At 63.4% G+C, this 24,239-nt stretch carries 26 protein-coding genes; 18 read left to right on the forward strand and 8 right to left on the reverse strand.

Annotated features, from left to right (window positions below; genetic code table 11):
• Nucleotides 1-363 precede the first annotated feature (363 nt).
• From DTX69_RS12825 to DTX69_RS12855, 7 genes are all read left to right on the forward strand, one after another.
• Nucleotides 364-804 (forward strand): flagellar basal body-associated FliL family protein, encoded by a 441-nt coding sequence (locus DTX69_RS12825; RefSeq protein ID WP_284735731.1) that lies wholly within the window; start codon nucleotides 364-366, stop codon nucleotides 802-804.
• 24 nt (nucleotides 805-828) lie between these two features.
• Nucleotides 829-1,917 carry a flagellar motor switch protein FliM gene (fliM, locus tag DTX69_RS12830; protein WP_284735732.1) on the forward strand — a complete coding sequence of 363 codons (1,089 nt, stop codon included), beginning with the start codon at nucleotides 829-831 and terminating at the stop codon, nucleotides 1,915-1,917.
• A gap of 22 nt (nucleotides 1,918-1,939) precedes the next feature.
• The gene (locus tag DTX69_RS12835) at nucleotides 1,940-2,404 is read left to right on the forward strand and encodes a DUF6468 domain-containing protein (RefSeq protein ID WP_119301942.1); all 465 of its coding nucleotides are present in this window, start codon (nucleotides 1,940-1,942) and stop codon (nucleotides 2,402-2,404) included.
• Between the two features lie 35 nt (nucleotides 2,405-2,439).
• Nucleotides 2,440-3,123 carry a MotE family protein gene (locus DTX69_RS12840; RefSeq protein WP_284735755.1) on the forward strand — a complete coding sequence of 228 codons (684 nt, stop codon included), beginning with the start codon at nucleotides 2,440-2,442 and terminating at the stop codon, nucleotides 3,121-3,123.
• Nucleotides 3,124-3,266: 143 nt separating this feature from the next.
• Nucleotides 3,267-3,653: a response regulator gene (locus DTX69_RS12845; protein ID WP_119282185.1), complete on the forward strand. Its 387-nt coding sequence runs from the start codon at nucleotides 3,267-3,269 to the stop codon at nucleotides 3,651-3,653.
• Nucleotides 3,654-4,334, forward strand: coding sequence for a protein phosphatase CheZ (locus DTX69_RS12850; protein ID WP_284735733.1), 681 nt, complete (start codon nucleotides 3,654-3,656; stop codon nucleotides 4,332-4,334). It abuts the gene before it with no gap.
• 156 nt (nucleotides 4,335-4,490) lie between these two features.
• Nucleotides 4,491-8,303, forward strand: a complete 3,813-nt coding sequence (locus tag DTX69_RS12855) for a hypothetical protein (RefSeq protein ID WP_162917122.1) — start codon at nucleotides 4,491-4,493, stop codon at nucleotides 8,301-8,303.
• Nucleotides 8,304-8,326: 23 nt separating this feature from the next.
• Here DTX69_RS12855 and DTX69_RS12860 read toward each other — a convergent pair whose 3' ends face one another.
• Nucleotides 8,327-9,259: a Gfo/Idh/MocA family protein gene (locus DTX69_RS12860; RefSeq protein ID WP_119301945.1), complete on the reverse strand. Its 933-nt coding sequence runs from the start codon at nucleotides 9,257-9,259 to the stop codon at nucleotides 8,327-8,329.
• 247 nt (nucleotides 9,260-9,506) lie between these two features.
• On the opposite strand from DTX69_RS12860, the gene DTX69_RS12865 reads away from it, so the two are divergent.
• The 3 genes from DTX69_RS12865 to DTX69_RS12875 are packed head-to-tail and all read left to right on the forward strand — an operon-like array spanning nucleotide 9,507 to nucleotide 12,357.
• On the forward strand, nucleotides 9,507-10,493 hold the full coding sequence (locus DTX69_RS12865) for a sialic acid TRAP transporter substrate-binding protein SiaP (protein WP_119301946.1): 987 nt from the start codon (nucleotides 9,507-9,509) through the stop codon (nucleotides 10,491-10,493).
• 15 nt (nucleotides 10,494-10,508) lie between these two features.
• Entirely contained in the window at nucleotides 10,509-11,066 is a 558-nt protein-coding gene (locus tag DTX69_RS12870; RefSeq protein ID WP_119301947.1) for a TRAP transporter small permease, read from the forward strand.
• Nucleotides 11,067-11,076: 10 nt separating this feature from the next.
• Nucleotides 11,077-12,357, forward strand: a complete 1,281-nt coding sequence (locus DTX69_RS12875) for a TRAP transporter large permease (RefSeq protein ID WP_119301948.1) — start codon at nucleotides 11,077-11,079, stop codon at nucleotides 12,355-12,357.
• Between the two features lie 4 nt (nucleotides 12,358-12,361).
• Here the strand turns inward: DTX69_RS12875 and DTX69_RS12880 are convergent, their stop codons facing one another.
• The 7 genes from DTX69_RS12880 to DTX69_RS12910 all read right to left on the reverse strand — a co-directional run bounded on the left by DTX69_RS12880 (nucleotide 12,362) and on the right by DTX69_RS12910 (nucleotide 16,914).
• Nucleotides 12,362-13,033, reverse strand: coding sequence for a phosphoribosyltransferase (locus tag DTX69_RS12880; protein ID WP_119302078.1), 672 nt, complete (start codon nucleotides 13,031-13,033; stop codon nucleotides 12,362-12,364).
• On the reverse strand, nucleotides 13,033-13,689 hold the full coding sequence (locus DTX69_RS12885) for a dienelactone hydrolase family protein (protein WP_119301949.1): 657 nt from the start codon (nucleotides 13,687-13,689) through the stop codon (nucleotides 13,033-13,035). Before DTX69_RS12885 ends, DTX69_RS12880 begins: the two co-directional genes overlap by 1 nt.
• Before the next feature lie 2 nt (nucleotides 13,690-13,691).
• The gene (locus tag DTX69_RS12890; protein ID WP_119301950.1) at nucleotides 13,692-15,035 is read right to left on the reverse strand and encodes an erythromycin esterase family protein; all 1,344 of its coding nucleotides are present in this window, start codon (nucleotides 15,033-15,035) and stop codon (nucleotides 13,692-13,694) included.
• Nucleotides 15,036-15,134: 99 nt separating this feature from the next.
• Nucleotides 15,135-15,887, reverse strand: a complete 753-nt coding sequence (gene fliP, locus DTX69_RS12895) for a flagellar type III secretion system pore protein FliP (RefSeq protein ID WP_119301951.1) — start codon at nucleotides 15,885-15,887, stop codon at nucleotides 15,135-15,137.
• Complete coding sequence (locus DTX69_RS12900; RefSeq protein ID WP_119301952.1) at nucleotides 15,884-16,186, reverse strand: FliO/MopB family protein; 303 nt, start codon at nucleotides 16,184-16,186, stop codon at nucleotides 15,884-15,886. Before DTX69_RS12900 ends, fliP begins: the two co-directional genes overlap by 4 nt.
• Nucleotides 16,187-16,204: 18 nt before the next feature.
• On the reverse strand, nucleotides 16,205-16,528 hold the full coding sequence (locus tag DTX69_RS12905; protein WP_119301953.1) for a hypothetical protein: 324 nt from the start codon (nucleotides 16,526-16,528) through the stop codon (nucleotides 16,205-16,207).
• On the reverse strand, nucleotides 16,525-16,914 hold the full coding sequence (locus DTX69_RS12910) for an EscU/YscU/HrcU family type III secretion system export apparatus switch protein (protein WP_119301954.1): 390 nt from the start codon (nucleotides 16,912-16,914) through the stop codon (nucleotides 16,525-16,527). Before DTX69_RS12910 ends, DTX69_RS12905 begins: the two co-directional genes overlap by 4 nt.
• A 221-nt stretch (nucleotides 16,915-17,135) precedes the next feature.
• Between DTX69_RS12910 and DTX69_RS12915 the strand changes: the two genes are divergently transcribed.
• The 8 genes from DTX69_RS12915 (at nucleotide 17,136) to recA (ending at nucleotide 24,189) form a co-directional block, all read left to right on the forward strand.
• Nucleotides 17,136-17,540, forward strand: coding sequence for a flagellar basal body rod protein FlgB (locus DTX69_RS12915; protein WP_119301955.1), 405 nt, complete (start codon nucleotides 17,136-17,138; stop codon nucleotides 17,538-17,540).
• Between the two features lie 40 nt (nucleotides 17,541-17,580).
• On the forward strand, nucleotides 17,581-17,988 hold the full coding sequence (flgC, locus tag DTX69_RS12920; RefSeq protein WP_119301956.1) for a flagellar basal body rod protein FlgC: 408 nt from the start codon (nucleotides 17,581-17,583) through the stop codon (nucleotides 17,986-17,988).
• Between the two features lie 14 nt (nucleotides 17,989-18,002).
• On the forward strand, nucleotides 18,003-18,323 hold the full coding sequence (locus DTX69_RS12925; RefSeq protein ID WP_284735734.1) for a flagellar hook-basal body complex protein FliE: 321 nt from the start codon (nucleotides 18,003-18,005) through the stop codon (nucleotides 18,321-18,323).
• A gap of 15 nt (nucleotides 18,324-18,338) precedes the next feature.
• Entirely contained in the window at nucleotides 18,339-18,599 is a 261-nt protein-coding gene (gene fliQ, locus DTX69_RS12930; protein WP_119301957.1) for a flagellar biosynthesis protein FliQ, read from the forward strand.
• Nucleotides 18,596-19,363, forward strand: a complete 768-nt coding sequence (locus DTX69_RS12935; RefSeq protein WP_119301958.1) for a flagellar biosynthetic protein FliR — start codon at nucleotides 18,596-18,598, stop codon at nucleotides 19,361-19,363. The genes fliQ and DTX69_RS12935 overlap by 4 nt, the downstream gene beginning before the upstream one ends.
• Before the next feature lie 15 nt (nucleotides 19,364-19,378).
• A complete protein-coding gene (gene flhB, locus DTX69_RS12940) occupies nucleotides 19,379-20,449 on the forward strand; it encodes a flagellar biosynthesis protein FlhB (protein WP_119301959.1) in 1,071 nt (356 codons plus the stop codon).
• Nucleotides 20,450-20,576: 127 nt separating this feature from the next.
• A complete protein-coding gene (locus DTX69_RS12945) occupies nucleotides 20,577-22,952 on the forward strand; it encodes a hybrid sensor histidine kinase/response regulator (RefSeq protein ID WP_119301960.1) in 2,376 nt (791 codons plus the stop codon).
• 163 nt (nucleotides 22,953-23,115) lie between these two features.
• A complete protein-coding gene (recA, locus tag DTX69_RS12950) occupies nucleotides 23,116-24,189 on the forward strand; it encodes a recombinase RecA (RefSeq protein WP_119301961.1) in 1,074 nt (357 codons plus the stop codon).
• Nucleotides 24,190-24,239 lie beyond the last annotated feature (50 nt).

Here is a 24,239-nt window from a genome sequence, read left to right on the forward strand (position 1 = left end):
CCATAACGGGTTCATTTGCCGGTCTTCTGCCGGCGAACCCGTTCCAGCAACTTGCGTGCCAGGGACCTAAGTCCGCGGATTGGCTAGGGATTCCGCAGCCGGCTGTGCCTGCCTGGTGGGGCGGAGCGGCAGCCTTCCCGGCAGATGCTGCCGGGTCGATGGCAGTTCCTGCCAAGGCTGTCGGCGGCTGCACTATCCATTGGCCTATGTTCTTATTTTACCTGCTCTTAACCATCCCGGACCTACCTTGCGGCCATGGGACGAGGGCGGCTCCAGCCCTCGGCGCATGCGTATGGATCGAGGGCATTAATGGCGGAAGAAGCGGTAGCTGAGGCAGCGCCACCACCAGTTCGAAGGAAGCGGATGAGCGGCAAGAAGCTAGTGCTGTTCATCATCCTGCCGCTGCTCCTGTTCGGTGGCGGAAGCGCTGCGGCGTGGCTGCTGCTTTTCCAGGGCCACCCGGCTGGCGAAGAGGTCGCGGAGGAGGAGCCGGCCCACCCGCCTGTCTACTACGACCTGGAGGAGATGACGGTGAATCTCTCCACGGTGAGCAAGCGCAACTCCTATCTCAAGCTGAAGCTGGCGCTGGAGTTGGGCTCGCCGGAAGACACCGAGACGCTGCCGAACGTGCTGCCGCGCGTGGTCGATCAGTTCCAGATCTATCTGCGGGGCGTGCGTGTAGAGGATCTGCAAGGTTCCGACGGACTTCAGCGCCTACGCGAAGAACTGCTGCTGCGGGCGCAGAAGTCTGCTGCTCCGGCAAAGGTGAGGGACGTTCTGTTCAAGGTCGTGCAGATTCAGTGACCGGACGAGGGAAAGCGTAAGCCAATGATCCCCGACGACAAAGACAATGAGGAGATGAGCGAGGAGGAGCGCGCCGCCGCTGCCGAATGGGAAGCGATGGCAGGCGCCAGCGAAGAGGCCGATAGCGATTCGCAGCTTTCCAGCGGTCCGAAATCCAACCGCGTCCTCGACCAGGACGAAATCGATAGCCTGCTCGGCCTCGGCGCCGGTGGCGGCGGCGATGACGAGAAGCCGTCGGGTATCCAGGCGATCATCAACAGCGCGCTGGTCTCCTACGAACGTCTCCCGATGCTGGAGATCGTGTTCGACCGACTGGTGCGCATGCTCTCCACCTCGCTGCGCAACTTCACGTCGGACAACGTCGAAGTCTCGCTGGACAGCATCACCGCTATTCGTTTCGGCGACTACCTGAACTCGATCCCGCTGCCGGCCATGCTCGGCGTATTCAAGGCGGAAGAGTGGGACAATTTCGGCCTTCTGATGGTCGACAGCTCGCTCACCTACTCGATTGTCGACGTGCTGCTCGGTGGGCGCCGCGGCACCGCTGCGATGCGTATCGAAGGCCGGCCCTACACCACGATCGAGCGCAACCTGGTGGAGCGCCTGATCGGCGTCGTGCTGAACGACCTCACCTCGACCTTCGATCCCCTGTCGCCGGTCACCTTCCGGTTCGAGCGCCTGGAGACCAACCCGCGCTTCGCCGCCATCGCGCGACCCGCCAACGCCGCCGTGCTGGCGCGCCTTCGCGTCGACATGGAAGACCGTGGCGGCCGGCTCGAGTTGCTGCTGCCCTACGCTACGCTGGAGCCAGTGCGCGAACTGCTGCTGCAGATGTTCATGGGCGAGAAGTTCGGCCGCGATTCGATCTGGGAAACGCATTTGTCCGGCGAGCTTTGGCAGACCGAAGTATCGATCGATGCCGTGCTGGACGAGTTCAGCCTGTCGCTCGGCGATGTGCTGAGCTGGCAGCCTGGGACGCGGCTGGAGCTGGAATGCACACCGAACTCCCCGGTCGAGCTGCGCTGCGGTGGCGTGCAGCTGTTCCGCGGCAATATGGGTCGCCGCGGCGGACATATCGCGGTCCAGATCCAGGACCGATTGATGAAGCTCTAGGCAAGTTGGGGAAGGTCACCAGATGTCTTGGTCCTTGATTGCCGATGGCGTCGTGGCGGTTCTGCTGATCGCGACCGTGATCTATATCCGGCGCTTCAGTCGCCGGATCGCGGCGATCCGCGAGAGCCGCGGCGAATTCGAGAAACTGATCGCCGACCTCACCAAGTCGACCGACCAGGCGGCGAGCCATCTGCACCAGTTCAAGTCGGCGGCGGAGCAGGTCGGCAAGGACCTGCAGGCGCGGGTCGATCGCGTGCAGGGCATGGCGAGCGAGTTCGGTCGCATCGGCGATGACCTCAATCTCTTGGCCGAACGCGCGGAAAACGCGGCCAACCGCCTGGAAACGGCGATCGGGAAATCGCGGCAGAATCCGATGAGCGTCGCACCGACGCCTGTCGTCGCAGTTCATGCTGCTGCCATCGAGTTCACGGAAGACGAGGACGATGGCAGGGTGTCGAACCTCAGTGCTCTGTCGGGATTGCGGTGAGGCGGGTCATGCGCATTCGTCTGCTACCCATCGTGATGTTCGCCTTGGTCGGCAGTGTCACCATCAAGATCGGCGCTGTCTGGGACGCCGTCGAGGTGTCCGTCGGCCGACAGTCGCTGGCGCAAGCTGAACCGGAAGCGCAGGCTCAGCCGACACCGGCAGAGCAGCCTGCAGCCGCAGCGAATGCCACTCCCTCAGAGGCCTCGTCGCAACAGGCGGCGACGACTCCAGCTGCTCCAACAGAATCGAGCGTGGGGAAGCCGGTCAAGATAGATGACGAGAAGCCGGTTCACGACCCGTTTGAGTATACCGATGAGGAAGTGGACGTCCTGCAGCAGCTCGCCAAACGGCGCGAAGAACTGGATCTGAGGGCGCGCCACCTCGACGAGCGCGAAGCGTTGATTCAGGCCGCCGAGCAGCGCATGGAGCAGAAGATGGCCGAGCTCAAGGCGCTCCAGGCCATGGTCGAAGATTTGCTGAAGGCTCGCAGCGAGCAGGAGGAAGCCGAGCTCAAGAGCCTGGTCAAGATGTATGAAAACATGAAGCCGAAGGCCGCCGCGCGGGTGTTCGAGGAAATGGACATGGACGTCCTGCTCGACGTGGTCGATCGCATGAACGAACGCAAGGTTGCACCGATCCTGGCCCTGGTCACGCCGACCCGGGCCAAGGAGATTACCTTTGAACTGGCCCAGCGCCGGCAGCTGCCGGTGCCGGAATAAGGGTACTTCGCATACTGCCGGAGGATAGGAATATCCTTGTTTAACTGCCGCTTAACCGTTGGTCCGCTAATCATCAAAACGCAATATCAGATGCTTCGGCGCGCTGGATCACGGGTCGGGGGCACAGCAAAGGAAATGGTACCATGTCCGTGGACATGAACATGAACATCCTGATCGTGGATGATTACAAGACGATGCTGCGGATCATCCGCAATCTGTTGAAGCAGCTTGGCTTCAACAATGTCGACGAGGCGACCGACGGCTCGATGGCGCTGCAGAAGCTGCGCGACAAGGACTACGGGCTCGTGATCTCCGATTGGAACATGGAGCCGATGACCGGCATCCAGCTGTTGCGCGAAGTGCGCGCCGACTCCAAGCTGAAGAACCTTCCCTTCATCATGATCACCGCCGAAAGCAAGACCGAGAACGTGGTCGCGGCCAAGGAGGCGGGCGTCAACAACTACATCGTGAAGCCGTTCAACGCGGCGACCCTGAAGACCAAGCTGTCCTCCGTTCTGGGCAACTTCTAAATGTCGGTGGCAGCGATGGCGGGCACCGCGAAATCCAAAGATCCCGGCATGCCGCCGGAATTGAATGCGCGCCTCAGCGAGCTGCAGGCACAGAGCCGCTCTCCCAGCCGGCAGGACGTGGCAGAAGTGGTGGGCGAGATGCTGCAGTCGCTGGAAGGCGATCTCTCCGAGGTCAATCTGAAGGTCTATGCGGAGCTCGAGGGTCTGGCCAAATACATCCTGGCGGCCAAGCGCGAGATCGCGGCCCTGCGTCCAGACGACATCACGTCCGAGCATCTGCCGAAGGCCGCAGATGAACTCGATGCGATCGTGGGATCCACCGAGGAGGCTACCAACGGCATCCTGCAAGCCATGGAGTTGCTGGAGAGCCTGACAGACAAGATGCCGGAGGAAGTCGCCGAGCAGGTGACGAACGCGGTGACCCAGGTCTACGAGAGCTGCAATTTCCAGGACATCACCGGCCAACGCATCACCAAGGTAGTGAAAACGCTGAAGCATATTGAGGAGCGGGTCGAGGCGCTGGTCGCGGCATTCGGCGACGAGATCCAGAAGTATCGCGAGGCTCATCCGAAGCAAGAGCAGCAGAAGTCGGGCGATGAGATGCTGCTGAACGGTCCGCAATTGCCGGACGAAGCCGGAAAGCAGGCCGAGATCGACGCGCTGCTGGCGAGCTTCGACTGACGTGCACCCTGGCGGCCGTGGGCCGCCGGTCTCAACTCCTGGCCGATTGTTAAGCGTTCCGGACAGGGCTGGGACAGCGGCTGGACCTTATTGTAATCTACGCTCAAGGGCGCTCGATTCTCCATGGGATCGGCGCCGCCACAATGTCGGGTGCGTATGAGCCGAACTCCTCGGCATCGTCTTCTGGCGGGCGTCGGCGCGGCCATAGCATTGGCGGGCCTGCCGCTGTTCGCCTTTGCCGAGGCCGAGATCTCCGCGCGCGGCTGGACCCATGACCGATTCGGCCGGCTCGTGTTCGATCGCGCCGCGCGATTGGCGACCAGCGCCGAGATCAAAGACCAGAAGCTGATCATCACTTTTTCCGAACCGGTCTCAGTCGACCTGTCCGGCGCGCTGCGCTTCCTGAACACCTACGTTGAAGGACCTAAGACCGCGCAGGGACGCAGGATTGAGCTGGACCTCGCGCAACCCGTGACGCTCTATCAGTGGATCGAAGAGGGTAAGTTTGTGCTCGATCTGCGGCCCACGGACGCGTCATCCGCAGAAGGGTTCCAGACTGGCGCTGGCACGGCGGCCAGCGAGGCGCCGACGGCCGAAGCCCCCAAGGCAGAAGCCCCCAAGACTGAAGCACCGCCGGCGCAAGAGCCAGGAATCATAAAGCCTGGTGTCGGCAAGACAGGGCCGGCGGCGACCAGTACGGGTTTGCCCCCGAAAATCATAGCTCGGCACGGCGATCACGGCACCTTCGTGCGTCTGGCAATCGACTGGCCGAGCCGGATCGGCTACCGCGTCATTCGCGAGGGCGATCGTATCGAGGTGGCGTTCACGGCTCCGGCAGACATCGACCTCGCGCGCGCGCGCAAGACTCTGCCGACGGAACTGGCCCAGATTGCCGCGGTCAACGATAACGTCGCGCGCATCTATTTGACTCTCGCGTCCGGGGCCAGCCTGCGCGATTTCCGGCTGGGCCGCACGGTCGTGCTCGACATTATGCGGCCGGTGAAGCAGGCGGGCGCCGCGCCGGCCTTACGCCTGCCGGAGACGGGATCCGAAGGGGAACAAGCCGCAGCTGTGCCGAGCCTCCCTGCGGCGCCGGAACCTGCACCCGAGACGCCGAAGAGCCCCGGCGCGATCGCGGTGCCGCCGGTTGCCGAGGCGCCTGCTGCCCAGCCGCCAAGGCAACAGCCCTTGGCAGAGAGTCCAGCGCCACCATCCTTGGCCGAGCCGCCGCAAGCGGAACCGTCGCCTCAGTTCGCATTGCGGACCTTGCCGGCGATGCCGGAGGCGGCGCCTCAGCCCGAGCCTGCGCCCGCAGCCCAGACCGGTCAAACGAGCCAGGCGGCAGAAGCCACGCAGCCGGCGCCGCCACCGATGCCTGCGATCGAACAGGCGACGCTGCCGCCGCGCGCACCGGTCGATGTCCAGATCAGGGTCGCGCCGACTGAGAACGGCACCAAGATCATGTTCGCTTGGCCCCAGGCCGTGGCCGCGGCCGCTTTCCGCCGCAACGGCGCACTCTGGCTTGCGTTCGATATGCCGTCGAACGACGTCAAGAACCTATTCGAGGATGCGCGTGTGGCGAGGCTTGGCAAGACAAGCAAGCTCGACATACCTGACGTCACCATCATCCGGATCGCGGAAACCTCGCCGCTCGGCGTCAGCATGACCGCGTCCGGCAAGTCCTGGATCGTCGACCTCACGCCCGGCGGGAAGCACGCACCGACTCAGACGATCGAGCAGCGGCGGGAAAGCCTCGCTGACGGCGCATCCAGCTTCTTGCTGCAGACCAACGGCCCCGGTCGCGTAGCGAGTGTGACCGATCCCGCCGGCGGCAATATCCATATCGTGCCGGTTCGCCCGTCAGGCCTCGGGATTGGCGAGCAAGTGAGCTGGCCGGAATTCCAACTCTTACCGAGCTACCAAGGTGTGGTGATCGCGAGCATAGGCGATTCCATCACCGTCGATTCACTGCCGCAGGGCGTCGTCATCACGACCAAGCCGCAAGTCGCGCTCGAGCCGATCGCGCAGACGCCGGCCAAAGGCGAGGAAGCGCAGGTGGCTTCCCGTGAGCAGGAGGCGGAGCCTCAAGCTGCGGCAAAGCCGCAGGCGCCCAAGGAAGGGGAGTCAATTCTCGCCAGTGTGCCGGGGCTGTTCGACCTGCCGACTTGGCGCCGCGGCGGCGAAGCGACGTTCAGGGCCGACCAACGCGGACTCCAGGAGGCCGTCACCGACGCGAGCGAAGCGGACGAGGCTGTCGCGCGCATGGCGCTCGGCGAGTTCTATTTCGCCCACGGATTGGTGGAGGAAGCCGACAGCGCCTTGGCGCAGATCGGCCGCGAAGGTCGCAGCCGGCTCGACCAGCGCCGCCTGGCATTGCTGGTGGGTGCCATCCAAACGCTCGATGGACAGCTGGAAAAGGCGCGGGCCACGCTGGCAGACAAGTCGCTCACTGGCGTCGCGGAAGCCAATTTGTTCCAGGGCCTGCTGGCGGCGCGCGAAGAGAAATGGGAAGAGGCGGCCAGGCATCTCGCCGATCCCTTGCCCAACGTCGCCGACTACCCCAAGCCGATCCGCGAGACGATTTATCTGTCGGCCGGGGAGGCGCTGAATAATGCCGGCAATCCGATTGCCGCGCGGCGCTTCGCGGACGCGCTCCGCCAGGATCAGCCGGATCGGAAAGCCCGTGATCGGCTGGCCTATCTTGATGGCCAGATCAAGCTCAAGGCCGGAGATCGCGACGAGGCTTTGCAGTTGTGGGCGCGCCTGGCTGACTCGTCGGTCGAGGACATCAAGGCGCGCTCGCAATTCGATCTGGTGGAAGAGCGGCTGAAAGGTGGCGAGCTGACGCCGGCGGAAGCGATTCGGCCGCTCGAAGCACTGCGCTTCGTCAATCGGGGCGGCCAATTCGAGTTCAAGCTGCTGCGCAAGCTGGGGACGCTCTATCTGGGCGAGAACCAGCCGCGCAAGGGCCTGGTGGCGTTGCGCCAGGCTGCGGCGAATTTCCCGAAACAGCAGGAAGCTAAGGAGGTCGGCGAGCAGATGTCGGCGGCGTTCCGCGAACTCTATCTGGAGGATGGCGCGGACCGGCTCTCGCCGTTGACCGCCGTGGCGCTCTATGACGAGTTCCGCGAGCTCACGCCGGCCGGCGCAGACGGCGACCGCATGATGTCGCTCCTGGCGGATCGTCTGGTGAATGTGGACCTGCTGGGCCGCGCGGCGGAGCTGCTCGATACCTTGGTGCAGAAGCGCCTGACCGGCCTCGACAAGGTGCATGCCGGCACACGCCTCGCGGCCATCCGCATGCTGGACCACAAGCCGGAGCTGGCGCTGAAAGCCTTGAAGGACAGCAAGGTCGATGACGTGCTGCCGCCGGATATGGCAGCGGAGCGCAAGCGCTTGGAAGCGCGCGCCACCTTCGACACCGGCGACACGCTCGGCGGCCTTCAGATGCTGTTGGGCGATGACAGCCTGGAGGCCAAATGGCTGCGCGCCGATATGCAATGGCGCACGCGCGAATGGTCCGCCGCCGCGGACGCGCTGGGCGAACTGATCGCGGGCGAAGAGCAGGTGATGGCGGATGAGCGTGCCGCACTGAAAGACGCCATGGACCCGTCGAAGAATCCGGCCGCCTCCGTGCGCAGCGCCGAAGCCGAAGCGGAACTGAAAGCCAAGCAGGAGCAGCACTTCAACGAGCGGGTTGCGCCTCTGCTGCTGAACCGCGTAGTCGCCTTGTCGCTGGCTTCGGATCGCCGCGGCCTGAAGGCGCTGGCCAACCAGTATGGCAAGCGCATGGAAGGGACGGGGCAAGGCAAGGCCTTCGCCATGCTGACGGCGGCAGACAATGGATTGCTGGAATCGGTGTCCGCCGAGATGGCGGGGGTCAACCGCATCGACGCTTTCGTGACCGACTATCGCAAGCGCCTGAAGAAGGCGAGCCTCAGCGCAGAGGCGAACCACAGCGGCAGCTGATCAGCTCCACCCGGCTCCTCGCCTTACCAGTGAAAGTCATCCGTTGTGAGCCGCCGTCCTAGGAGCATGGCATCTGCCACGATGCGGAGCGGAGCGGGGTTCACGTCGCTTCGACGCGTCTGAAGCAACTCGGCGAAGCGGCGATAGATGCGCTGATATTCTTCCATCGGCGCTTCGACGATGGTCTTGCCATCGACGCTGAGCGCAGTGCCGCCCTTGAACAGGCGTGCGGAACGTCCGTCAGCCAGCTCGATCGTCATGTGCCACTTCTCATCGCCCTTTTCGCGCCAGTCGAAGTCGGCTGTGAGGGCGGTGCCCTTCGCATCCGACATCACGAGCTTCACCCCAATGGGTGTCTGGCGGTTGGAAGGATAGGTAAGTTCCGCACTCTTCACGAACGGCACGTTGGGCAGGATGTGCGTCAGGATTGAGAGCGCGTTGATGCCCGGATCAAAGACGCCGAAGCCGCCCGGCTCCCACACCCAGTCCTGGCCAGGGTGCCATTTCTTCACATCCTCGCGCCACTCGATGCGCAGGGAACGAAGGCCGGCCTTGGCGATCAGTGCCCGTGCTTCGTCGACGGCCGGATTGAAGACGGAGTGCCAAGTCGCGAACAGCACGCGGCTCTTCGCCTTGGCGAAGTCCTCGAGATCGACCAGCTCCGACAAAGTCGTCGCCGGCGGCTTCTCCAGGAGCACATCCTTGCCCGCCGCGAGCGCCTCATGGGCAAGGGCATGACGCACGCCCGGCGGCGTGTTGACTGCCACCACACCGATCTCCGGCTTCGCGCGATAGAGGGCCGCTGGCGTCTTGAAGACCGGCACGTCGCCATGGCCAAGGCCTCGCGTACTCACGATTGCCGCCAACTCGAAGTGATCGCTTGCGCCGATCACCGGCACATGCTGGTCCTGCGAGATCTTGCCGAGGCCGATGATTGCGATTTTGCGTTTGGTCATGCCGGATACCTGTCTTCACGAAACGGGGCTGCCCGCCGGGCGCGCACCATACACTGATGACAGTGCGGGAGGTCAACCGGAGCATCATATGATGACTAGGCGTGCGGGGAGTTCTGCTTTTCACTGATATTGCGGGAAAAACTCTTGGCGCTTCCACGCGAGCGCAAATTAGGGGTCGACCTTGATAAGTTGTATGATAACATGACGACCAATAAGTAGGGCAGAAGCCCCATCCCGGGAGGAATAAATGACGATCGCGATCCGTGCTTACCTCGGCGTCCTAACAGCTTTTGTCGCAGCCATGATGGCGGGACCCGCCAGCGCGCAGACTGTCCTCAAATGGGCTCACGTCTACGAGGTCGGCGAGCCGTACCACACCGAAGCGCTGTGGGCGGCGGAGGAGATCAAGACGCGCACGAGCGGGCGCTACGAGATTCAGGTCTTCCCGGCATCCCAGCTGGGGAACGAGAACCAGATCAATGAAGGCCTGGGTCTCGGCACGGTGGACATCATCTATACCGGCGTCGCTTTTGCCGGTGCGACCCACAAGCCGATCTCCATCACCAACGCGCCCTATATCCTCCGCGACTTCAATCACTGGAAGGCCTACCGGGACAGCGCGCTGTTCGAGACGGTACAGAAGGGTTACGAGGAGAAGACAGGCCACGAGGTCCTCGCGCTGACCTACTACGGGCAGCGCCACGTGACGGCCAACAAAGCCATCATGAAGCCCGAAGACATGAAGGGGATGAAGCTGCGCGTGCCGCCCGCGCCGCTGTTCCTGATGTTCACGAAGTCCGTGGGCGCCAACGCAACGCCGATCGCCTTTGCGGAGGTCTATCTGGCCTTGCAGCAGGGCACGGTCGATGGCCAGGAAAATCCTCTCCCGACCATCATGGCGAAAAAGTTCTACGAGGTGCAGACTCATATCAATCTGACCGGCCACATCACCGAGTCATTGCTGACGATTGTCGGCGGTCACGTCTGGTCGAACCTCTCCGACGAGGACAAGCAGGTCTTCGCGGACGTTTTGAAGGAGGCGGCCTCCAAGGCTACCGAGTCCATCCGCGCCCAGGAGCAAAGGCTTGCGGACGAGTTCAAGCAGCTGGGCAAGACGGTGGTGGAACCGGATCGCGAAGCCTTCCGACAGGCGGCCATTCCGCACCACAATGATCCGGAATCCGGTGCAGGCTGGACCAAGGCAGAGTATGAAGAGCTGCAGGCGCTGAAGTAGTGACGGGATGGCGTGATGTCTGCAGGGACCGAGAACAACCGCGATGAGCACCTGATCCAAGTCGAGGAAGAAGAGATCAGGATCGAGCATCATCTGGAGGACTGGATCGCTTTCGGTCTGTTCTGGGCGCTCGCCTTCATTGTCTTCCTGCAGTTCTTCTCGCGCTACATCCTGAACGATAGCTTTGCCTGGACGGAGGAGATCGCGCGCTACGGGCTGATGTGGCTCGCTTTCATCGGCGGAGCGGTGGTAACGCGCCGCAAGTCGCACATCGCGGTGGAGCTCTTGTCGCACGTGCTACCGCACGGGCCGGTGCGGACCGGGCTCCAGATCTTCATCGAACTCGTCAAACTCGCCTTTCTCGGCCTGCTTGCCTATTTCTCGGTCACGATCATCGAACGCATGCACAATCAGCGCATGACGGTCTTCGATCTGCCGATGAGCGTCGTCTATGCTGGCATCGGGTTCGGCTGCTTCCTCATGTTCGGCCGACAGCTGCTGGGTGTCTGGCGCGGCGCGCGATCGGGGTGGCGCGCGCCGGAGAGCACCGCCGACCACACGCAGATCGACTAGCGGCCCCCCGATGCCTATCCTTATCTTCGTCTTCGTGGTGGTCCTGCTTGCCGGCGTGCCGGTATTCATAGCGCTGGCCGGCGCGTCGCTGCTCTATACCCACTTCATTGCCAAGCTGCCGGATTTCGTGATCCTGCACCGCATGGCGGGTGGGCTCGACAGCTTCCCTTTGCTGGCGATCCCGTTCTTTATCCTGGCCGGCAACCTGATGAATTCGGCTGGCATCACCAACCGCATCTACGACTTCGCTGCGGCCGCCGCGGGCTGGATGCGCGGCGGTCTGGCGCATGTCAATGTGCTCGGCTCCGTTATCTTCGCCGGCATGTCGGGCACGGCGATCGCCGATGCCGCCGGGATCGGCACCATCGAGATCAAGGCGATGAAGGATCACGGCTATTCCAAGGAATTCGCCGTCGGCGTAACAGCGGCCTCCGCGACACTCGGCCCGATCTTCCCGCCGTCCTTGCCGTTCGTCATCTACGGCATGGTTGCCAACGTCTCGATCGGCGCGCTGTTCCTGGGTGGTGTCGTGCCGGGCGTGGTGATGATGGCCTTCATCATGCTCTACGTGACCTATTGTGCCCGGCGGTACGGAATGGGGCGCGACCAGCTCTTCCGCTGGCGTGTTCTCGGGATGACCTTGGTCGCGGCCTTGCCGGCACTGCTCACGCCCGCCCTCATCATCGGGGGCATGACCTTCGGCTGGTTCACGCCCACCGAAGCGGCGATTGCCGCCTGCGCGTGGGCGCTCCTGCTCGGAATCGTGTTCTATCGCTCGCTGACCTGGAAGCAGTTCTACAAGGTGACGCTGGACACTATCGAATCGACCGCCGCGGTCCTGCTGATCGTGGCGGCGGCATCACTGTTCGGATGGGTGCTGACAACCACCCATGTCGCCGAGCAGGCGGCAGCGGCGCTGCTCACGATCACCGAGAATCCATACGTTATTCTGCTGCTTATCAACGTTCTGCTGCTGGTCGTCGGCTGTTTCCTGGAGCCGATCGCCGTCATCAGCATCCTGGTGCCGATTCTGATGCCGATCATTCTGCAGGTCGGAATTGATCCCGTTCACTTCGGCGTCATGATGACGCTCAATCTGATGATCGGCCTGCTGCATCCGCCGCTGGGCATGGTGCTGTTCGTGCTGTCGCGTGTCGCCAAATTGTCCGTCGAGCGCACGACCATGGCGATCCTGCCTTTCCTCATCCCGCTGCTTGCCGCTCTGCTCGCGGTGACGCTCATCCCCGAGCTGACCTTGTGGCTCCCGAAACTGGCAGGACTGGTGAAGTGACGCGTTAGTCGCTCCGGCGCTGCGCCTTCGCTTCCGCTAGCAGCGCCACGACCTCCTCGTCGGTGGTCTGCGAGAAATCGACATAGTGGCTGCCGACGGCGTTGAACCATTCCGGCGCGAACAGGCAGACGATCTCGTCGCATTTCTTCGCGAGGTCCTGGAGGGTGTCCGGTGGCGCGACGGGCACGGCGAGGATGAGCCGCTGCGGCTCATTCTGCCGTACGCCCCGCAGCGCCGCCTTCATGCTCGCGCCGGTCGCAATGCCATCATCGATGACGATCACCGTCCGTCCCTTGAGATCGGGCGGCGGCTCGTCGCCGCGATAGAGCTGTCGCCGTCGCTCGATCTCGGTGAGCTGCCGCTTCTGTTCGGCCTCGATATAGCCGGGCGGCGGCGCTGCATGCGCGATGATCTCGTGATTGAGGACCAGCTGCGGATTCTTCCCGTCAACCACCGCGCCGATCGCCAGCTCCTGGTGGCCCGGCGCGCCGATCTTGCGCACGAGCAGCAGGTCCAACTCGGCATCGAGGGCACGGGCCACCTCGAAGGCGACCGGCACGCCTCCGCGCGGCAGGGCCAGAATGACGGGCTTGTCGTCTTTGAACCGTTCGAGCGCGGCTGCCAGCCGCGATCCGGCATCCCGCCGATCATGGAAGGTGTCCGTCCTCAGGAACATCACCCCTCCTTCGCCGTCCCGCCCAGGTGGTTGCGGAACCAGCGCGTCGCATGCTGCACGACGATATCCAATGTGCCGGGCTCCTCGAACAAGTGGCTGGCGCCGGGCACGATGGCCAGTTCCGTCTTGCAGGTCAGCCGAGCCTGCGCTCGGCGATTGAGCCCGATCACCGGTTCATCAAGGCTGCCGACAATCAGGAGCGTGGGCGCGCGCACCCGCGGCAGCGCGTCACCCGCCAGGTCCGGGCGACCGCCGCGGGAGACCACCGCACGAACCTGGTCCGGCGTTTTGGCGGCCCCAACCAAGGCCGCACCTGCGCCCGTGCTGGCGCCGAAATAGCCGACCCGCAGCGCCTTAGCATCGGGATGCTGCGAGGCCCATTCGGTGGCGAGATTAAGGCGCGAGGCGAGCAGGGGGATATCGAACACGTCGGCGCGATCGAGCTCCTCCGACGGGGTCAGCAGATCGAGCAGCAGGGTGGCAAGGCCGGCTTTGCGCAAAGCGGCGGCGACATGGTTGTTGCGCGGGCTCAAGCGACCGCTGCCGCTGCCGTGGGCGAAGATGACCAGCCCGCTCGCATCGTTCGGCACACCCAACAGCGCCTGCAGCCCGAGGGTTCCGATCTCGACAGGTCGAACGTCCGTAGCAGTAACCATGGTTACAATCCGAACGGATAGGTTTCGGGCACGCCTTGCGGCCGCTCAGCCGGCAGCGGGGCTACCGCTTTCGTTTCCTCGAACCAGACATAGGCATCGAACTGCTCGGCGAGCACGGCCTCGAAATAATGGCTCATCAGTTCGCTCTCCGGACGATAAATCACGCCGATCGCCCGCTCCAGCATGGAGTCAAGCAGCGTGTCGCTCAGCGCCCGTCCGCCAGCCCCGTGCCAGGATGTCAGGCACCGCGCGATCCCGGTTTTCCGGAAGGCGTATTCGTAGCTGTCGTTCCGTGCCGGCCGCACGGTCATCACCTCCATCGGTTCGTCCCACGCGTGGGCGGCGGCGACTGTGCCGCGATCGGTCCCGAATCCGATCAGGATGGCGTCGTCGCCGTAAGCCACGTGGCACAATTCACCGATGTTGAACTCACCCTGCCAGCCCATCGCGGTCGCGGCGGCATTGCCGATATGGGAGTTGTGCGCCCAGACGATCGCCTTGGAATCAGGCCCGCGGCTTTCGAGCAGCGCCTGCAGCGTGTCGAACATATGCCGGTCGCGCAGGTTCCAAGACTCGCGGGAGCCGTGGTACATGACGCGGTAGTATTGCTCGGCCGAGCGGATGATCCGCGCGTTCTGGGCCGCGTCGAAGAACGTCTCGCCGTCCTCGCGCATATAGGTGAGGCGATTGGCCAGCAGATCGTTCAACTGTGCAACGATCTCATTTTCACAGGGGTCCTTGGTGCCTCGAAGCACCGCGCGGCCATAGCCCGCCGGCTCCTGCTGCCACGGGGTCAGGCAGCCGTAGCGTTGTTGCGCGACCTTAGCGGCCCTGGGATCGACGCGCTGCAGATACTCGAGCACGGCCTCGATCGACGCGCCGAGGCTATAGACATCAAGCCCATGGAATGAAGCGCGCCGCGCGGGTGGAAGCGACTCATTGTAGGCGCGCAGCCAGTCGGCGAATTCCATCACTTCGATATTGCGCCACATCCAGCTCGGGAAGCGCGCAAAGGACCTACCGCGCGCCGGACGAGGAGCGTGATGTCGCACGTAGCGGTCGATGCGAGTAGCATCCGGCCAGTCCGCTTCCACCGCGACGATATTGAAGCCGTGATGCTGGATCAGCCGCCGCGTGATCGCGGCCCGCGCCCGGTAGAATTCGGAGGTGCCGTGGGTGGCCTCACCCAATAACACCACGCGCGCCTCGCCGAAGCGGGCGAACAGCGCGCCAAAATCCTCGGCGCGCTCTGGCGCAGGCATAGGCTCTGCCGCGAGCTCCACGGCCCGGGTGATGGCAATCTGGGTGTCCTGGCGGGTAGTCTCTCGGACCCTGGTGTCAGCCATCGCGCAACTCCGCATCTGCTGACGTCAGCGCGGCGCTTGGCAACCCGCTTCTGCGCCGGCTCTCTCGCTCAAGAACCGCGCGGGTCGTGATCCGTTCCGTTAACCTCCGCCGAATGACCGCACCAGGCTCCCCGCCACCAGGTACCACCCGTCGACCAGCACGAAGAACACCAGCTTGAAGGGTAGGGCGATCATGACCGGGGGCAGCATCATCATGCCCATGGACATGAGGACCGAGGCCACCACCATGTCGATGATGAGGAACGGCACGAACAGCAGGAATCCGATCTCGAAGGCGCGGCGCAATTCGCTGATCATGAAGGCGGGGATCAGCACTTGCAGCGAGGTTTCCTCCGGGCCTTCGGCCGGCTCTGCGTTCGAGAGGTCCATGAAGAGCCCGAGGTCCTTCTCGCGCACCTGAGTGAGCATGAACAGCTTGAACGGCGTCGTCGAGCGGGTGAAGGCCTCCTGCTCGGTGATCTGTTCCGCCATTAGCGGCGCGATGCCCTCCTCATAGGCCTGCTGGAAGGTCGGCGCCATCACGAAGGCGGTCAGGAACATGGCGAGGCTGACGATGACCATGTTGGGCGGCGTCTGCTGGCCGCCCAGCGCCGCGCGCAACAGGGAGAGCACCACCACCACGCGGGTGAAGGAGGTCACCATGATCAGGATGCCGGGCGCCAGCGATAGTACCGTCAGCAGCGCGATGATCTGCAGGATGCGGCCGGTGCTGCTGCCGCCACCGACGTCGTCGCCTCCGAGGTTGATCGAGAAGCTTTGCGCCGAGGCGGCAAATGGGAGCAGGCAGAAGAGTGCGAGGCATAGAACCGGAAAGAGGCGGCGGAGCGTCATCGCTTCGTCTCCTCGGTGGCGAGGGTGCTGGCGAAGCTCGCTCCGGATCTAATTCCGCTTTCGATCACGGCCTCGCTGTTTGGGCCGACGACCACCAGATGCTCGACCTCGTCCCGGCGGATCAGCATCAGGCGATGCCGGGGGCCGAGCATCTGCACCTCGACGATGCCGAGGCGCCGGTTGCCCTTGGTCATTTTCACGCCCATCCCGAAGCGGCGCAGCAGCCAGGCGAGCAGGGCGATGAGCCCCAGAACCAGGATGAGTGCCAGGGCAAACCTGAGATAAAGATCGAAATCCATTGAAGTTGTTCTGTCGGCCTATCCGTCGGGCAGGATGTGTTTGCGCAGATGCTCGATGTTGAGCTGAATATGGACATTCTGCTTGCGCAGAATGGTCTCGAGCACCGCGAGCGCCTTGCTGAGATCGCGCAGCTCGCCGACCCAGGTGCCTGCCGCATCCTTGCCTGCGCCGCTCAAAGCGTCGCACAGCACGGTGATGCGCAGGGCGACCACGTCGAGGTCGATCAGTTGTCCGTCATTGGCGGCATCAACCGCGGTCACGATCTCACGATGCAGATCGATGATGCTGCGCCCCAGCGCGGATGCGCTATGCGTCTTGTCGCTTGCATTCGCTGTCGTCATGATTCAGCTCCGAACTCCTCGGTCGGCTCAGCACTCTGCTCTCCGCTCCACGTCCGATTGGCGCGATAGACGTAGGAAAGGATCTCCGCCACCGCGGCTAGCGCATCGATCGGAATCTCGGCATCGAGCTCCACCGCCGCCAAGATCTGCGCCAAGTCCGAATCCTCGCGCACCGGCACGCCCTTCTGAAAGGCGATGGCGAGGATCTGCTCGGCGACCGGCCCGCGGCCCGTCGCGACCACGCGCGGCGTCTTGGGGCGCGGCGAACCGTCCCGGCCTTTGGCGTCCAGCGCGACGGCAATCGGCTTCTTCTGGCCCGCGGTGGTTGAATCCGGACGGGACCATCTCGTGTGCTTGGCGCCGATTTCGTCCTTGCGCTCGGCCATACCGGAATGCTCCGCTTCGCAGAAAATCCAGGGAAACTCTGGACGATCATGCTTAATGAAGGATTAAGCGGGGATGCCTGCGACATTCGGCGCGAATTTGCGTGGCATTTTAGCAAATTAAGCCGGTGTTAATGAGTTGCGCTCAGGATGCCTCCCAAAGCGTCGGGACCACCGACTTATGGCGGCATCGACCGCAGCGTCAGGATGAAAGCGTCGGGCAGATGGATGTATTCCAGCTGAAGCTGTTTCAGCGCATGAGCGAGCGTATGGGCTGGCTCGGCGCGCGCCAGGGCGTCTTGGCGCAGAACATCGCCAACGCCGACACGCCGGACTACGTCCCGCACGATATGAAGGCGTTGAAATTCGTCGATCATCTGAACGAAGTCACGCCTGTCGTGCAGGCGCGCACGGACTCCATGCACATGAGCGGCACGACCACTCGTGCCGCCTCGATCGACGATCAGAAGACCAAGAAACAATATGAGACGGCACCGGTCGGCAATTCCGTGGTTCTGGAAGAGCAGATGACGAAGCTGGCGGATGCCCAGCATTCCTACCAGCTCATGACCAATCTTTATCGCAAGCATGTCGAAATGCTGAAGATGGCGCTGGGCCGCGGCGTGTAAGCGCAGCAGGCATTTTGAGCGCGTCGCCAGGAGGTGACAGATGGATTTGATGGAAAGCTTGATGATCTCCGCCGCCGGCATGCGGGTGCAAGGCCAGCGCCTGCGCGTGGTGGCGGAAAACATCGCCAACGCGAACTCGGTCTCGGAAGTTCCCGGCGGTGATCCTTATCGCCGCAAGACCATCAGCTTCAAGAACGCGCTCGACCGGGAGCTCGGGATGGCAACCGTACAGGTCAGCAAGGTTGGCGTCGATACCAGCGACTTCCGCATGAAATACGATCCCGGCAATCCCGCAGCCGACGCGAAGGGCTATGTCAAGTTGCCCAACGTCAACAGCCTCATCGAGATGAGCGACATGCGCGAGGCGCAGCGCTCCTACGAGGCCAATCTGCGCGCAATCGAAGTCGCGCGCACGATGCTTCAGCGAACCATCGATCTGATCCGCTAGGAGAGGCTTAGGATATGGCCAACGGAGTCGTCGCAGGTGCCGGCAGTGCGGTTGCCGCCTACAACGCCGCTCTCAAGCGGATGGGGGTACCGGGCATCGAATCGCGCGAGCAGGCGGGGCCTGGATTTTCCGAGGTGCTGCAGCAGCTCGCCCAGAACGCGATCGACACCACCCGCGGCGCCGAGAAGGCGTCACTGCAGGCGGTCGAAGGCAAGAGCGACCTTCAGCAGGTGGTGAATGCGGTAACGGCGGCGGAGCTGACGGTGCAGACCGTCACCGCGGTTCGCGATCGCGTGATCGCCGCCTATCAAGAAATCCTCCGTATGCCGATCTGAGGCGCTTAGAGTTACATGGATGAGGCAGTTCTCCTCGAGGTCGGCCGCGACGCGGTGATCGTCGCGCTCAAGCTCGGCGCGCCGCTGATGCTGATCGCATTGCTGATCGGCCTCACCATCTCGCTGTTCCAGGCGCTCACGCAGATCCAGGAGGTCACGCTGACCTTCGTGCCGAAGATCATCGTAGTGTTCATCTCGATGCTCCTGCTAGCGCCCTTCATGCTCCACACGCTCATCGACTTCACCGAGCGGATCATGCAGCAGGCGGCTGGATGAACCTGGAGCAGCTGGTCACCAGCAATCTTTTCCAGTTCTTCCTGGTGTTCGCGCGGCTCGGCAGTGCGATCATGCTGTTGCCCGGCTTCGGTGAGGCCTATGTGTCTCCCCGCATCCGCCTGGTGTTCGCGCTGACGGTCAGCCTTGCCTTGATGCCGATGATTTCCGATCGTTTGCCGCTCTTGCCGGCCGGCATGGGCGAGTTCGCCGGGTTGCTCGTGATGGAGATCGGGATCGGCCTCTTCTTCGGGATGATCGCGCGCCTCATCCTCCTGGGCGTGCAGACCGCGGGCAGCATCATCTCCTTGCAGATCGGCATCGCCAGCGCCCTGGTCGCCGATCCGACGACTCAGCAGCAGGCTGCGGTCACAGGCAACTTCCTGCTGGCCTTGACCATCGTGCTGATTTTCGCGACCGGCCTCGACCACATGACACTGAAGGGCCTGGTCGGGACCTACGCCATCTTTCCGCCCGGCCAGATTCCGCCGATGAGCGACGTCGCGGATCATGCTGCGCGCATCGTCGCCGACAGCTTCGCCGTTGCCATGGCGATGACGGCGCCGTTCCTGGTCTACGGAATCGTGTTCGCGACAGCGCTGGGACTGCTGGCGCGGCTCATGCCGACGCTGCAAGTCTTTTTCATCGCCATGCCGGCGCAGCTCCTTGCCGGCTTCGCGCTGATGGCGATCGCCCTGACGAGCATGATGCTCTACTTCCTATCGGCCTATGAGGAACGGATGTCGCTGTTCCTCGGCGGCGGCTGAGGCTGAGGACAAGCCATGGCCGAAGAGCAGGACGATTCCCAGAAAACCGAAGACCCGACTAGTCGGCGGCTTGATGAAGCGCGCAAGCGCGGTCAGGTCGCCAACTCCCGCGAGATCAACAACCTGCTGATGCTGACCGTGTTCTCGCTGTCGGTTCTGCTGTTCGGCGGAACAGCGGCGGGCGCGATCTACAAGTCGACCATGCCGTTCATCGAATCGCCGGACCTGATTCCGACGGATTTCGGACACCTGGTCGAGATCGGCTGGCAGCTGCTCGGCGCGCTGCTGATTGCCGGCATCATTCCACTGGTGCTCGCGCTCGCCGCGGCGGTCGGCGCCGGCTATCTGCAGTTCGGCCTTATCTTCTCGGCCGAGAGCATCACGCCGAAGTTCAGCAAGATCTCGCCGCTCGGCGGCCTCAAGCGGATGTTCTCCATGCGGTCGTTGGCGGAGTTCGTGCGCGGCCTGCTGAAGATCGCGGTGGTGGCGTCGGTCGCCTTGTTCCTGATCGTGCCGGAGGTGGTGCACTTCCACAAGCTGATCGGGATGGAGATGATCCAGCTCCTGTCCGAAGTCAGAGGGCTGCTCGCCAGGTTGATGATTGGGGTGGTGGCGATCGTTGCCGCCATCGCTACTCTCGACGTGATCTATCAGCGCATGCAGCATCTACGCGAGATGCGCATGTCGCGCCAGGAGATCAAGGACGAGTTCAAGGAGACCGAAGGCGATCCGCTGGTCAAGGGCCGTCTGCGACAATTGCGCATGGAACGCACGCGCCGGCGCATGATGGCCCAGGTGCCGCAATCGGACGTGGTTGTCACAAATCCAACGCATTATGCCGTGGCGCTGAAATACGACCCCGGCACGATGTCGGCCCCCAAGATGATGGCCAAGGGCGTCGACAAGATCGCAGAGAAGATCCGCGAAATCGCCAAGGAGCACGGCATCCCGGTGATCGAGAACCCGCCCTTGGCCCGCGGCCTATACGCGGCGGTAGAGGTCGACCAGGAGGTGACGCCGGAGTTCTATAAGGCAGTGGCCGAGCTCATCAGCTATATCTTCAGGCTGAAGGGCCGACGGCTGTAGGCTCTTGCACCGACGCGGCAAATTTCGGCTATGATGCGGGAAGTGGGGTTTGGGGGCCATTCTTGATGCACCGCTGTAGCGGAGCAGGCGTAGCGCAGGACGCGCCGCGGGTAAGGGATACCAGGGCATGACCTGGTCTTGGGAATTCGGCCTGCTGGCCGCGATTTCGGTGCTGGCCTTGGTGCTGGCCCTCATCGCGTGGCGTCGCCGCTACATTGCCGACCTGCTGGAAGCCAGCCTCAATGCGACCCATCAGGGCCGCCAGGTGGTGGACCGCACCGGCACGGTCAAGTTCGACAATAGCGCCTTCCGCCGCCTGTTCGGTGACGAGCGTACGCCGTTGAGCGTTATCCTGGAACGGCGGGCTTTCGACGCGGCGGCGCGCGCTTCGATCGAGCGGATCGAGCATGCGCTGGCGGAGCGGGGCGAGGCGCATGGCGATGTCGCGATCCTCAATGCCGACGGCAAGCGCGAGATCCTGGCGGTATTCGCCAATCGCTTGACGCGCTTTGGTGATCACGTCTCCTGGGGCGTCGAGGTCATCACAACTCAGCGCGAGATCGAGGAGTATATCCGCTCCGATCACGAGAAGTTCGCCGACCTGATCGAGAATGCGCCGGTCGGTTTCTATTCGGTCGATGAATCCGGCCGCTTCCTGTTCGTCAACTCGACACTGGCCCACTGGCTGGGGCTCGATGTCGAGGTCGAGGCCCAGCATCAGCTCCGGCTGCACGATCTGGTTTATCCGCGGCCGCCGGAATTGATCCCGGCCTTTTCGCCGTTCTCCGACCCGTCCTCGCGCAGCGGCGAAGTGATGTTGATGGGGCCGAACGGCCGCAAGCTGCTGGTTTACGTGCGGCAGGACGTGGTCAATGTGCAGGGCGTCGACCCGACCGGCAAGGCCGGCATCCGCACCCGCTCTATTGTCCATGACCTGACGCGTGAGCGCGAGTTCGAGCGAGCGCTGCAGACATCCGAACAATATTTCCAGCGCTTCTTCGAAGAGGCGCCGACCGGCATCCTGTTGCTTGATGCCGATCGCAAGGTCGAGCAGCTGAACTCGGCCTTCACCAACCTGTTCGGCGAGATGGTGCCGGTAGGCGCTGGCTTGGGTTCGCTGGTGGCGAATGAGGATCTGCCTCAGGCAGAGGAACATCTGCGCCGCGTCGCGGAGCTGGGCCGCGCCGTCCTGCCGATCACCGTGCGCCTCAAGGGCAAACGGCAGGCGAGCGTTATCATCTATGCCTCGCGGCGCGAGGATAAGGGCCAGACGGTCGGTTTCATCCTGCACTTGATCGACACGACCGAGCAGAAGCGCCTGGAGGCACAGTTCGCTCAGTCGCAGAAAATGCAGGCGGTCGGTCTGCTGGCCGGCGGCATCGCGCACGATTTCAACAACCTGCTGACGGCGATGATCGGTTTCTGCGACCTGCTGCTGCTGCGCCATCGCGCCGGCGATCAGTCCTTCGCCGACATCATGCAGATCAAGCAGAACGCCAACCGCGCCGCCAACCTGGTGCGCCAGTTGCTCGCCTTCTCGCGCCAGCAGACGCTGCAGCCGCGCGTGCTGCAGGTGACCGACGTGCTGGCCGAAGTCTCGCACCTGTTGCGGCGCCTGATCGGCGAGAACATCGAACTCGCCATGGTGCATGGCCGCGACCTCTCTCCGGTGCGCGTCGACCAGGGTCAGCTTGAGCAGGTCATCATCAACCTCGCGGTCAATGCACGCGACGCCATGCCCAATGGTGGCCGGCTGCGCATCCGCACCGAGAACGTGATCACCAAGGAGCCGATCCAGCGCGGTGCGGAGGTCATGCCGCCCGGCCGCTATGTGATGATCGAGATCACCGACGCCGGCACCGGCATCCCGCCGGAGATCATGGACCGCATCTTCGAGCCGTTCTTCTCCACCAAGTCGGTCGGTTCCGGCACCGGCCTCGGCCTCTCCACCGTCTACGGCATCGTACGCCAGACCGGCGGCTACGTTTTCGTCGACAGCACGGTGGGCGAGGGCGCGACCTTCCGCATCTATCTGCCGGAGCACCAGGCGGAAGCGGGGACCGTCCAGCGTCTCGATGGCAAGGAAGAAGCGGCCCGCGATCTGACCGGCATCGGCACGATCCTCCTGGTGGAGGACGAGGATGCGGTACGCCTGTTCAGCGCGCGCGCTCTGCGCAACAAAGGCTACCAGGTGCTGGAAGCACGCTCCGGCGAGGCGGCGCTCGAAATTGTCGGCGAGCACTTGAACGAGATCGACCTCATCATCAGCGATGTGGTGATGCCGCGTATCGACGGCCCGACCATGGTCAAGGAAGTGCGGTCGCGCCGCGCCGATCTGCCAGTGATCTTCATCTCCGGCTATGCCGAGGATGCGTTCCGGCGCCGAATCGATGCCGGCGAGGAGGTGAACTTCCTGCTGAAGCCTTTCACCCTGAAGCAACTCGCCGCCAAGGTGAAGGAAGTGCTCGAGCCGCATACCGAACGTCGGCGGGCGGCAAACTAACAAACTGGATACAAATGATAATTTTTGATTTGTTCTCGTTCTGATCTATTTCCTTTACAAGGAGAACAAAACGTGTATTTTGGCCCCCACGCACCAACGCCATGACGGCCCGGCTGCGGAAGATTTGGCAGTCCTCTCGATATGATCTAAGTGGGGGTAGGCAATGTCGCTGAATGTCGTGAAATTGGCCGATAAGGACGATATGGACAGGAACAAGGCGTTGGATGCCGCGCTCTCGCAGATCGAGCGGGCCTTCGGCAAAGGCTCGATCATGCGCCTGGGGCAGCGGGAAAATGCGGTCGATACGGAAGCCATTTCAACCGGCTCCCTCGGCCTCGATATCGCGCTCGGGATCGGCGGTCTGCCGCGCGGGCGCGTCATTGAAATCTACGGTCCGGAAAGCTCGGGCAAGACCACGCTGGCTTTGCATGTGGTGGCGGAGGCGCAGCGCCAGGGTGGTGCATGCGCCTTTATCGACGCAGAGCATGCGCTCGATCCCAGCTATGCGACCAAGCTCGGTGTCAATATCGATGATCTCCTGATCTCGCAGCCGGACGCAGGCGAGCAGGCGCTCGAGATCGCCGACACGCTGGTGCGCTCCGGCGCGATCGATGTGCTGGTGGTGGACTCGGTCGCGGCCCTGGTGCCGCGCGCGGAACTGGAAGGCGAGATGGGCGATGCCCATGTCGGCCTGCAGGCGCGCTTGATGAGCCAGGCCCTGCGCAAGCTGACCGGCTCGATCTCGCGCTCGCGCTGCATGGTGATCTTCATCAATCAGATCCGCATGAAGATCGGCGTGATGTTCGGCAATCCGGAAACCACGACCGGCGGTAACGCGCTCAAGTTCTACGCCTCGGTGCGCCTCGACATCCGCCGCATCGGCTCGATCAAGGACAAGGAGACGGTGGTCGGCAACCAGACCCGCGTGAAGGTGGTGAAGAACAAGGTCGCGCCGCCGTTCCGCGTGGTCGAGTTCGACGTCATGTATGGCGAAGGTATTTCCAAGAACGGCGAGTTGATCGACCTCGGCGTCGCGGCGAGTGTGGTAGAGAAGTCCGGAGCCTGGTTCTCCTATAACGGCCAGCGCATCGGCCAGGGGCGGGAGAACGCCAAGGCTTTCCTCAGGGAGAACCCGCAGGTTGCGAACGAGATCGAGCAGAAGATCCGCGCCAATGCCGGCTTGGTCGCCGGCTCCATGATGGACAAGGTCGGCGGGGCCGAGGATTCCGCAGAGTAAGCCTCCCAGGAGAACCCCAGAGAGCTCACCCCCCGAGCTCTCCCTTCGGG

The sequence above is a fragment of the Dongia deserti genome (assembly GCF_003574735.1).
GTDB classification, from domain to species: Bacteria; Pseudomonadota; Alphaproteobacteria; order Dongiales; family Dongiaceae; genus Dongia_A; species Dongia_A deserti.